Raw genomic sequence first — 7,398 nt, 5'->3', positions numbered from 1 at the left:
TACGTCCAAGCGCAGCGCGCTATTGACCTCGGTCATGGTCGAGCCGCTTACCGTTGGAACTGATGCATCGCTGGATGAGCTTCAGGATATTTTTGACAAATATCCGTTTCTGGGTGTGCCTGTCGTCGATGATGACGCGCGACTTGTCGGTGTTGTGTCGCGTTCGGCAGTTGATACAGCCGCGCTGGAGCGGGCAGAAAGCGACAATCTGCGCTTGCAAGGTATTGTCGGGGACGAATTGCGCTCAATGCCGCTTGGTATCCGCTCGCGGCGTCGTTTGGCCTGGCTGTCGGCGAATATCGTGCTGAACATCATCGCGGCCAGTGTCATCTCTGCATACGAGGCAACGCTGACGGCCGTAATCGCGATCGCGGTGTTCTTGCCGATGGTATCGGATATGAGCGGGTGCTCGGGCAATCAGGCCGTGGGCGTTACGATGCGCGAGCTGTCGCTTGGCTTGGTGCGGCCACGCGATGCGCTTCGAGTCTGGCTGAAAGAAGCATCGGTCGGCGTCATCAACGGGATTGCGCTGGGAATCCTCATTGGGATCGTGGCTTGGGTCTGGAAGGGCAACGGCTGGCTTGGCGTTGTCATTGGCACGGCACTTGCGCTTAACACGGTTCTTGCCGTTTCGATCGGTGGCGTCGTTCCGTTACTTCTGAAACGCATCGGGCAGGACCCTGCAGTGGCAAGCGGCCCGTTGTTGACAACGATAACGGACATGGCCGGCTTTTTCTTTGTGCTGAGCTTGGCCAGCTTGATGATGCCGCTTCTCGTTTCGTAGCGAATGGGCGGTGTGCGCCGGGCTCCTTATCGTAGCCCATCCCGTGCTATCAACACGGCCAGATCTGCGATGACCTGCCCCCTCGCGGCGGCCAACGCCACGGGGGTTGCATCAACAGCAAGCGGCACCAGCAGCGAAAATACGCGCGCGCGCATTCTGCCTTCGCCATTGGTTGGGCCTACGAAATATTGCCCCGAAAGCCTGTACTGGCCGCTCTGATCGGTCAGCATTTCTTCGATCCGCACCTCTACCCGCGCATCGGCCACGCTATCGAACGGCCAAGGTTCAGACGCCACTGTGGCTCCGGTGATCTGCCCCAGCGCCCGGCTGAGTTCCAGTGTCATCGCCCGCACCGGGTTATCGGCCCAAAGCAGGGATTTTGATGTTTCGATCCCTCCGTCCGCCGTCTGGAACGCCATCTCTGACAAGGCGGCGTATTCGGGCAAGGACACCACGCGCACTTCGACAGAGCCATAGGAAATGCGCACCTTCTCTGACGGGGTTACCACCGGCACCGGATAAAGCAGCGGCCTGCCAGCGCCCGAACAGCCCGCAAGCAGCGCAACTGCCGCCATCATCGTGAAAAGACGTGTTTTTGACATTTCCTAGCGCCCCAGAATGAGTGAATTAGGCCGACGTTCCAGCGCGCGCGACAAACTGGTAACCGCGCTGGCGGCTGCCTGAATCTCGCGCAACGCGCTGCGCACGTCGCGGTTGATTTCAGAGCTGCCGCTGAAATCAGCAAGCGTGGTGGAGGCCTGATCTATCAGTGCCTCGATCCGCGCGACAAGCGCGGGCAGGTCTTCGGTAGCCGCGGCAACGGCATCTGCGGCATCCGCAGTTGAAGCAAAGGTCCTGTTTGCATTCTCGACCACACCGCCCGCCCGCAGTTCGGCAAGAACAGCGTCCACCTCGGCTAGGGCCGATGCCAGCACCTCGGGCAATGCTTTTGCCCCTTCAGAGGCCAGCAAGTCGTTTGCCGTATTCACGATAGCGGTGATGTCGGTGACCAGCTTTTCTAGCGGAAGCGCGCTTGCCGTTCGCGTCAGCGCGGACAACTGGTCCATCAACTCTGGCACGCCCGTGAATGCCTCGCCCACGTCTTTCGAAGCCGTGCTTGCCGCATCAATCGCTGCCAGAAGGCGTGAGACCGTGTCGGCCTGCTCGATTTGGTCGAGGATACGGCGCAGATCGCCCGTGGTGCCTTGCAGTTCCGCCAGCAGCGCATTCAGGTTTGCGGGCAGCTTCTGCACATCGTCAGACCCGATCACGCCGCGCGCATCTGCGATCAAGCCGACGATTTCGCCCGGAACGCTTTGCACATCGCTGCTGGCAACAAGTTCCGAGGCATTGTCGAGGAACACTATCGCCGAGCCCAGCAATTCCTCGATCGGCAAGTCATTGAGGCGTTGCAGCACACCTTGCGCGGTTGCTGCAACATCCTGAATGTTGTTGGCCGTGCTTGGAAGAATGGGCATCCCTTCTGCGGGTACGACCACTGCCGCAGGGGGCGCGTCGTCAACTTGCACCAACTCGACCTTCAGGCCGCCGGTCAGGATGCTGGAAGTGGCCAGCCGCGCGCGCAGCCCTTCGGCCACGCGGTCGGTGATGAAGGCCAGCGCAGCAGCCGGTGTCGTGCCCTCTGCCAGCCCCAGTCGTTCGGGCCTGATTTCCATCGACACCAGCAGTCGCACACGGGAATCGCCAAACTGTGCCTCGTCGTAGATGCCCCGCAGGCTGGTTACTTCGCCGATCCGGACGCCCGTGTATTCCACAAAGGAACCGGCAGACAAGCCGCTGACATTCTCGTCAAAAACAACCGCCAGTTCGAGCGTCGGCCCGCTTGAATCGCTAAAGATGCTGGCGCGTGCGGCAGCTTCATCGGGGTATATGTCGAACTGTGCACCATCAGAAATCCGCTCGCCGCCGGACAGGATGTTTTCAAACGTAATGCCGCCCGAAATCAGTGACGCAAGCGACGAAAAACCCAACTCCGCCCCGCCTGAGCCAATCTTGAAGGAAAAGCCAGAGATGTCCCAGAACCGGGTCGAGCTGCTGATCAGCTGGTCGTGCGGTGCATAGATGATGGCGTCTGCTACCGCTTCTGCTCCGTTGCCGCCAAGGCGTGGCCTGCCCAATTGACCGACCTTGATGCCCTTGAAAAGAATGGGCGTCCCTTCGCTTAGAACGGCCGATCCTTGGGCGCGCATGACTACTTGTAGCCCGGTTTCCCCAACCTTGAGCAAGGGGGCGTTGGCCAAGCCGACGTGGTTTGTCACAAGCCCGCTTGGCGTCTTGTCCCACAACCCCTCGATGAACACGCCCGACAAAACGGTGCCAAGTCCGCTTACACCTTGGGCGGTCACCACAGGGCGGACTACCCAGAACTCTGCATCGTCATCGACGAAAGGCGCAATGGTCTTGTCTAGCCGGACTGATACATAAACCTCTTGGAGCAGGGGCGAAAAGCCGACCTCCTCGACGATACCCACGTTCACATCGCGGTAGCGCAACACGGTCTCGCCGGCCTTGATGCCCGAGGCGCTTTCAAACGAAATCTGGATCAAGGGCCCGCGATCCGAATAGGATTGCCACGCGACCCCAAGCGCGATCAGCAAGGTCGTGACCGGGATCAGCCAGACAATGCTCAGCCGTTCCATAATGCTACGCCGCGCGGACGTGATCTGAATGTCGGGGGGGCTGCTCAAGTGGCTAATCCTTCAGATGTTCGATCTCGTCCCAGATCAGGCGAGAGTCGAGGCTTTGGGCTGACAGCATGGTGAACACCACCGAAATCGCAAAAGTCAGACTGGCAGGCCCCGGATTGATCGAGGCGACAACGCTCAGTTGTACCAAGGAAGACAAAATGGCCACGACGAAGACATCGACCATCGACCAACGCCCCACATATTCGACTATTTCATAGAGCGCGTGGCGCTGGCCCGGCGTCAGCAGGCCGCGGCGGCGGACACTTAGCGCCAGAAAGGCAATCGCCATGAACTTGCCAACAGGAATCAGAACGCTTGCGGCAAGGATCACGATTGCAATGCCGATCGCGCCGCTTTGCGCCAACTCGATCGCACCGCCGACGATCGTGCTTTCTTTGGCTTCAAACAACGTGCGGGTCTGTAGCATCGGGTAAAGATTGGCCGGGATGTAGAACATCAGCCCAGCAACCCACAGCGCCCAGACCCTTTGCAGGCTTTTGGGGGCGCGCGGGTGCAATTTGCTGCCGCAGCGGGCGCATTTCGCGGTGCCCATCGGCCATACGCGCGTGCAGCGGCGACAGGCGACAAGCCCCGCTTCGCGTGCGGTAATCACGTTCCCGGCCGATCGAGTGAGTTCCATATCGACCAACTGCATACGAAGCTTTCCTGAATGACCACTACGATCACCAATCCGGCAAACATCCAAAACGCCGGTCCGAACTCAATGCGCGCCAGATCCCCTACTTTCACAAGTGCTACCGCGCATCCAAGGGCAAAGATCTCGGTCATCGACCAAGGCTTCAGCGCCTCAGACAGCCGGAACGCCGCCTTGGCATTGTGCATGGGTTCCCTGTCAAAGACCACGGGCACCAATACATAAAGCAGCAGGACCATTCTCAGCGCCGGGATCAACAGGATCAGCGCAACGGTAGCGATGGCCAGCAATTCCAGCCTGCCGCCGCCAAACGCCAAGGCCGCATCGAGGATAGATGTGGAATGCGCAAAACCCTGCGCCTCGATCCGAAGGAAGGGAAAAAACACAGCGCCGCCCATCAAAATCAGCATCGTCGCCGCCATCATGATGATGCGCATTCCGGCAAAGCGCCGTGGCCGGATCAGCACGTGGTGGCACCGCACGCAAACCCCACGCTCACCGGGCTTTGGCTGCACCGCGTGATAGAGGGCATCACATTCTGAACAGGCGATAAGGTCGGAAGGACCGTCATGCATGGGATTCACCAAAACCGCTTTCTGCTACGGGCGCAGCTGGCGGCTGGCCCCCGCGGAATGGAAGCATCTGGTCCAAGACCAACCACACCGCCTCTGGCCCAGCCGAGTATTCATGGTAAGCGGGCTTTTGCCTGAATGCCACAGCACTTTTCCGGACCTGCGCGCGCTGTTCTTGGCGCGGGTTTCTGCCATCACCCGGGGGGCAAAACGCGGCTGGCGGGCCAATCGGCATCGCCCCGCAGGCCTAGGCGGGCAATGCGAAGAGGGCGAAGGGAAGAAAAATTGCGACGGATAGTGCCGCCCGAGTCGTAAAACGGGTCAAATAAACCATCCAAAATGGACAGGACCTATGACCCTGAGCTTCCCCACGATTGCATCGATCCCCTTGACCGGTTCGCGCGCTACCTTGCCGCGCGGTCTATCGCTTGCGGCGCTTATGCTATGCCCAGTTCCGGCCTTGGCCAATGCGCCCTATCCCGTGCCAGACACCTTGCAGACCGTCTGCTTTGGCGCGACCGCGGTTATAGATTGCCCAGCCGAAGGCCAGCAGTTTGCGGGGCAAGACGCGCAGGTCGTGGGCGTTCAGCCCAGCTATGCGGACAACGGCGACGGCACCGTCAGTGACCTAGTTACCGGGTTGATGTGGGCGCGTACGCCCGATCTGAACGGTGACGGTGCCATCAATATCAGCGACAAGCTGAGTTTCGAGGAAGCCATCGCCCAAGCCGAGAGCATGACGCTTGGCGGTTATGACGACTGGCGTTTGCCGACGATAACCGAACTCTATTCGCTGATGGATTTTCGTGGCCAAGACCCTTCGGGGTATGAAGGTAGCGATACCTCTGGTCTGATCCCGTTCATCGACCGGGCATGGTTTGACTTCGGTTGGGGCGATGTCGCGGCGGGCGAGCGGATTATCGACGCGCAGATGGCGACGTCTACGCAATACGTCTCGACTACGGGGCCGCGGAAAGCCGCCACCATGTTCGGCGTCAATTTTGCCGATGGGCGCATCAAGGGATACAGCCTTTCGATGCGCGGGCAGGATAACCAGTTTTACGTTTTCTTTGTGCGCGGCGATGTGGGCTATGGCGTCAACGATTTTGCAGACAACGGCGACGGCACTGTCAGCGACGCGGCGACAGGGCTGATGTGGGCTAAGGCGGATAGCGGCCAAGGCATGGACTGGGCCGATGCGCTGGCATGGGCCGAGGCGAAGAACGCCGAAGGCTATCTGGGGCATGACGATTGGCGGCTACCCAATGTGAAAGAGCTGCAAGGTCTTGTGGACTACACGCGTTCACCAGACACCACAGGTTCTGCCGCGATTAACCCTGTGTTCCAGACGAGCGAGATCACCAACGAGTTGGGGCAAACGGATTGGCCCTATTTCTGGTCTTCGACAACACATGCCAACTGGACGCGCAATCCGGGGTCGGCGGCAGCATATGTCAGCTTTGGCCGCGCCATCGGCAATGTTGACCGCCAGTGGACTGACATTCACGGTGCGGGTGCGCAGCGGTCCGACCCCAAAGCGGGTGACCCGAGCGCGTTTCCCAATGGTCGTGGGCCGCAGGGGGATGCGATCCGCATCCTGAACTTTGTCCGCCTTGTGCGCGATGCGGATGTGACGCAATAATTCTGGCATGTGCCAGAAATCCTCTCGAAATCGGCTGTCGCGTGGCCATTTGGCTGCGCAACAAAACCACGGGTGCCCTGCGACATGCACATGAAAACAATCTTCACCGCTCTGGCCACAACTGCTCTGGCAATGCCCGCGCTGGCGGATACCGCCCCCAATATTTTGCTGATCATCGCCGATGACATGGGGGTTGACGCTTCTCGGTGCTACGCGCTTGGCGATCAGCAGGCACCGATGCCGAACATCGAAAGCCTATGTGCCAGCGGGATGGTGTTTGAAAACTTCTATTCTGCGCCAACCTGTTCGCCAACGCGCGCCACGATCATTAGCGGCCAATACGGCTTTCGCACAGGTGTTGGTGCTGCGATTGTCAAGAAAGGCTCCAGCGAGCTTTCGCCAGATGTGACCAGCATTTTCGATGTCTTGGCGGCAACCGAATACAGTTCGAACCTGATCGGAAAGTGGCATCTGGCCAGCCCCGGCACGGGATTCGACCACCCCGCACAGCTGGGCGTTTCGGACTATTTTGGGTTGTTTATCGGTGCCTTGCCGGACTACTCGCACTGGACCGCGATATCCGACGAAAAACCGATACAGATAGACGAATACGCGACGACCGAGTTTACCAATAGGGCGATCGACTGGATCGGGGTGCAGGAAAACCCGTGGTTCCTCTGGCTGGCCTATACGGCACCGCATACGCCGTTTCATCTGCCGCCCGCAGATCTGCACAGTTTCGATGACTTGCCTGACACCGAGGCGGCGATCGCGGCGAACCCCTTGGCCTATTACAACGCGATGCTAGAAGCCTTGGACACCGAGATTGGTCGCCTGCTTGACTCGATGCCACAAGCCGAGCGTGACAACACGATCATCATGTTCATCGGCGATAACGGTTCGCCCAACCAAGTCACGCGCGGGTTTTATGGTGCCCACGGGGCCAAGAGCACGATCTACGAAGGGGGCACGCATGTTCCTCTTGTCGTATCGGGGCCCGGTGTAGCCAGTGGGCGGACGGAAGGTTTTGCCACCAC

Annotated in this window: 7 protein-coding genes; 3 read left to right on the top strand and 4 right to left on the bottom strand. The window is 59.7% G+C overall.

What is annotated here, in order from left to right:
- Positions 1-784: magnesium transporter (locus ABY403_RS11515; RefSeq protein WP_372840958.1), on the top strand; the 784-nt coding region annotated here is incomplete at its 5' end.
- A gap of 26 nt (positions 785-810) precedes the next feature.
- Here the strand turns inward: ABY403_RS11515 and ABY403_RS11510 are convergent.
- Genes ABY403_RS11510 through ABY403_RS11495 form a run of 4 tightly spaced genes read right to left on the bottom strand, consistent with a single transcriptional unit; the run spans position 811 to position 4,722 of the window.
- Positions 811-1,386 (bottom strand): membrane integrity-associated transporter subunit PqiC, encoded by a 576-nt coding sequence (locus ABY403_RS11510; protein ID WP_372840957.1) that lies wholly within the window; start codon positions 1,384-1,386, stop codon positions 811-813.
- A gap of 3 nt (positions 1,387-1,389) precedes the next feature.
- On the bottom strand, positions 1,390-3,492 hold the full coding sequence (locus tag ABY403_RS11505) for an MlaD family protein (RefSeq protein WP_372840956.1): 2,103 nt from the start codon (positions 3,490-3,492) through the stop codon (positions 1,390-1,392).
- A gap of 4 nt (positions 3,493-3,496) precedes the next feature.
- Positions 3,497-4,147, bottom strand: coding sequence for a paraquat-inducible protein A (locus tag ABY403_RS11500; RefSeq protein WP_372840955.1), 651 nt, complete (start codon positions 4,145-4,147; stop codon positions 3,497-3,499).
- Complete coding sequence (locus ABY403_RS11495; protein WP_372840954.1) at positions 4,102-4,722, bottom strand: paraquat-inducible protein A; 621 nt, start codon at positions 4,720-4,722, stop codon at positions 4,102-4,104. Before ABY403_RS11495 ends, ABY403_RS11500 begins: the two co-directional genes overlap by 46 nt.
- Positions 4,723-5,071: 349 nt before the next feature.
- Between ABY403_RS11495 and ABY403_RS11490 the strand changes: the two genes are divergently transcribed.
- Positions 5,072-6,361: a DUF1566 domain-containing protein gene (locus ABY403_RS11490; protein ID WP_372840953.1), complete on the top strand. Its 1,290-nt coding sequence runs from the start codon at positions 5,072-5,074 to the stop codon at positions 6,359-6,361.
- A gap of 90 nt (positions 6,362-6,451) precedes the next feature.
- A partial coding sequence (locus ABY403_RS11485) for a sulfatase-like hydrolase/transferase (RefSeq protein WP_372840952.1) occupies positions 6,452-7,398 on the top strand: 947 nt, incomplete at its 3' end.

The organism is Phaeovulum sp. (assembly GCF_041596715.1).
GTDB lineage: Bacteria > Pseudomonadota > Alphaproteobacteria > Rhodobacterales > Rhodobacteraceae > UBA6213.
The sequence above is the reverse complement of the archived record's forward strand: the minus strand, read 5'-3'. Positions and strand labels throughout refer to the sequence as shown.

Bases quoted from the DNA above. Each gene is read 5' to 3' on its own strand.
- ABY403_RS11495 (WP_372840954.1), bottom strand. From the start codon at position 4,722: ATGCATGACGGTCCTTCCGACCTTATCGCCTGTTCAGAATGTGATGCC.
- ABY403_RS11510 (WP_372840957.1), bottom strand. From the start codon at position 1,386: ATGTCAAAAACACGTCTTTTCACGATGATGGCGGCAGTTGCGCTGCTT.
- ABY403_RS11500 (WP_372840955.1), bottom strand. From the start codon at position 4,147: ATGCAGTTGGTCGATATGGAACTCACTCGATCGGCCGGGAACGTGATT.
- ABY403_RS11490 (WP_372840953.1), top strand. From the start codon at position 5,072: ATGACCCTGAGCTTCCCCACGATTGCATCGATCCCCTTGACCGGTTCG.